Annotated in this window: 4 protein-coding genes; 3 read left to right on the plus strand and 1 reads right to left on the minus strand. The window is 43.9% G+C overall.

What is annotated here, in order from left to right; genetic code table 11:
- The first annotated feature begins 138 nt into the window (after nt 1–138).
- On the plus strand, nt 139–795 hold the full coding sequence (locus LUQ50_RS10010; RefSeq protein ID WP_300039693.1) for a TMEM175 family protein: 657 nt from the start codon (nt 139–141) through the stop codon (nt 793–795).
- Nucleotides 792–1421, plus strand: coding sequence for a TMEM175 family protein (locus LUQ50_RS10015; RefSeq protein ID WP_300039694.1), 630 nt, complete (start codon nt 792–794; stop codon nt 1419–1421). Before LUQ50_RS10010 ends, LUQ50_RS10015 begins: the two co-directional genes overlap by 4 nt.
- Here the strand turns inward: LUQ50_RS10015 and LUQ50_RS10020 are convergent.
- A complete protein-coding gene (locus LUQ50_RS10020; protein ID WP_300039695.1) occupies nt 1410–1751 on the minus strand; it encodes a 2Fe-2S iron-sulfur cluster-binding protein in 342 nt (113 codons plus the stop codon). The genes LUQ50_RS10015 and LUQ50_RS10020 overlap by 12 nt on opposite strands.
- 851 nt (nt 1752–2602) lie before the next feature.
- Here LUQ50_RS10020 and LUQ50_RS10025 point away from each other — a divergent pair.
- Nucleotides 2603–3350 (plus strand): CotH kinase family protein (locus LUQ50_RS10025; protein WP_300039696.1); only part of this gene is annotated, 748 nt, incomplete at its 3' end.

A 3350-nucleotide genomic window follows, 5' to 3' on the forward strand; every position in this document is an offset into this window, starting at 1 on the left:
AAAAACCTGAAAATATCGTGAATTTTGCCCGTGTCAGACAATTCGTCAGACCGGTGTTTCTGAAATGACGAAAGGGAGAAGGATCGTATCTTCGTATCCCGGTTTTTATATCTGGAGAAACAACCATTCAATACCGACATGTCTGACGGAATACAGGGTGATGAACCGGTAACAAAGGTCAATATCGGCCGTCTTACGAATGCCATATTTGCATTTACTCTCCTTCTTTTGTTTAAGAATATAAAGACCCCCTCGTTTAATGATTATGTACAAAATGCCACATCAGAACAGTTCGGCCTCATGCAGTTCTCTGAAATTGTGGGTTTTGTCAACGCTTTTATCATCATCAGCCTTATCTGGATGGTTACCTTTCATATCTTTCATCAGATGCGAAAAGTTGACCGGCATTATATCTATCTCCATTTTTTCCTCCTCATGATGGTGATATTTATCCCTATCAACAGTCATTTGTATGAGATCTTCAATGGAGATTCTCCCTTCTCGTTCTTCTTTCATCTGAACATGCTCATCATCGGCATCCTGCTCATGAGGGAATGGCAGTATGCTTCACGTCACCCGGGACTCCTGCAGGAGGTTAAACCTGAAAGAGCAGGGAATGTCTCCAGAAAGATGTATTATATCCCGGCGACTGCATGTATCGGCATTCTCCTGTCTGTATATGGCCTGTCAAGTACCAGGGATCTCTATTACCTCACGATAATTGCCTTCCTGATAGATTCCTGGATTATTGAGCGGAAAGACTTTTCAATTCTTCCGGGGAGGGGAAGGCCATGAGAGAGTCCGAACCGGTCAGGGTGAGCCCGGTCCCCCAGGATATGCTGGAGATCCTGATGAATGGGGTTTTCGCCTTTGCAATGACTCTTATTGTAAAAAATAACATTCCTTTTCCCTCGGGTTCGGCGGTCGGGGATCTCGATTACTTTATCCGGTATCTTTTCGGGATCTTCTTTGACGGCGTAAGTTTCATCTTTACCTTTATCGTGCTCGCTTTCTTTTATCTCCTGGTTTTTGAGATAATGAAACGTGTATATGTCTTGGACAGGCTTTTTGTATACCTTGATTTTGGATTTATGCTCGCCATCGTCTTCATCCCGGTTTCATCACTGCTCTATAGTTACAGTGATATGCCTGTTCCGTACGGGATCCTGTTTCATATGAATATCATCCTCTGCGGGCTGATTCTTTTCTGTATGTGGGGGTATGCATCAGGGCCCGGAGACCTGATACAACCGGCTGAAGGATCTCATATCAGGAATCTCTCCCTTCGTATCGGAGCATTTTTTCTCACAGCCTGTATCGGATTCCTCTTTGACAGCCAGGAATTTCTCTACGGGGAGATCCCCCTGATGGTTCTCTACCTGATCCCGATTCTGGTATATATCAGGTATTCAGAACCCTGATGTTCGTCTTTGGAAGAATTCCGGTGACTCTGCCCGGCAGAGTTCGAGCCGGGAATTCCTGTACCTGATAGTCTCCGGCATGTCTGTCAATACCTCCAGGCCATTATATACCCGCAGGGTGCAGGCAGTGGTCATCTCGGTCTTTCCGCACGTGACAACATCTACCATGCAGAGCCGGCAGTCTCCATGCAGCCAGGATTCCTCCTCAAAACAGAGATGAGGAATTTCTATCCCCTCACGCATTGCTGCAGACAGAAAGATCTCTCCCTCCATCGCCTGGTACTGGTTTTTGTTAATGGTTATCGTAACCCACCTGTTGTGATCGTTCATCAATGCACTTCTCCTCTCTTGAGTTGCTTCCTCTATCATTTCAGATTTTGTACATGATCGGGTTTCGGCATCTCTTTCAGTCGTCGTAAAACAAACCCCCGGATATCGGAATTAATAGAAAAAAAGACCGGTGCCTGGAGATGAATGTCGGGTATATATGATCAGCGTGATCCGGCAGGGTAATATCGATACATTTAGAATATTGAATTGAATATACTATGGTATGCATAAAATGGATCTGGTGGTATTCATATTTGCCCTGCTCATTGCAGCGGTCTTTATATGTCTCACAACAGAGGCCGTTTCCCTGATAAACCAGTGATTAACCAGGGGGGGCAGTTCTTTTCATCAGGGCTATTCCTGATAATGAGCCTTTTTTCTTGAGCCGGGTACTGTTATAGCAGGAATGATCTGCAAAATTGCATACGGCTTAATTTCGGATTAATCAGAACATGAACATACGTAAAAGTACATGGAAGATGAGATGTTAACCTTCTTATTATAGTGCACTGCATAAGGTTTTAGAATAATCGAAGTGAAACGAAGGTTATTCTAAAGCCTGCATACTAAATGCACTACATAGTTTAAGCCATACTTTTCGGATAAATCCGAAAAGTTTGGCATTATACTATATAATGGTAATTCTAAAAAATTATGCAATATACTGCTTTTCCTGCTTGGGTAAGATGTTTCAACCGTTTTGTCTGGTATTCCAACCATCAGGATCATCTATTCTTTTCTACGGGCAGAGGGTGATCTGATTAAAAAAACGAAAAGATCATCATGTTTTTTCGTGATGTACGGGTTGTCTTCTGAAGCCTTGCAAAACAATCTCGATATTTTGGTGAATTATGAAAAAAATACTCCTGATAATTCTATTTATTATCCTGGCAAGTCTTTTTACGCTCCTTTGTTTTGCCCAGGATGTATCCGTCGGGGAGAAGGAACAGAACCAGACTCCTGATTATAAGACCGTCTTTTCCGATGACGTTGTTCATGAGATCCATATCTCAATAACACCTGATAACTGGCAGAAGATGCGGGATGACATGACGGAAAAATATGGAAAATCCGGGAATCGTTCAATGGGTAATCATGGTCCTCCGGGAGGATTCGGAGATATAACTCCCGATCAGATGGAACAGGGGGAATCCGGAGCACATGCCCCGGGAGGAATGTGGGATATGGGATCGGACGAGGATAATCCGGTTCTTGTTCCTGCCACCGTTACCGAGAATGGCACGGTATGGGATCATGTCGGCATCAGGTTCAAGGGTTCGAGTTCCCTTCAGCGTTCATGGCAGTCAGGCAGCCTGAAGATCTCTTTGAAACTTGATTTTGACAAGTACAAGGATGAGTTTCCGGAGACGAAAGGCCAGACCTATCACGGATTTGAGAAGTTAAATCTCCAAAGTAATGCTGGAGACAGTTCATTTCTTCGTGAGAAGGTAGTGCCTGATATATTCAGGAAAGCTGGTGTAGTTGCTCCGGATACGGCATTTTACCGGGTGTATATTGATTACGGTGACGGACCGGTTTATTTTGGGCTATACACCCTCATCGAAACCGTAGATGATACCCTCATTAAAAACGCGTTTT

Origin of the sequence: Methanospirillum sp., assembly GCF_028679455.1 — an archaeon.
Classification (GTDB): domain Archaea; phylum Halobacteriota; class Methanomicrobia; order Methanomicrobiales; family Methanospirillaceae; genus Methanospirillum.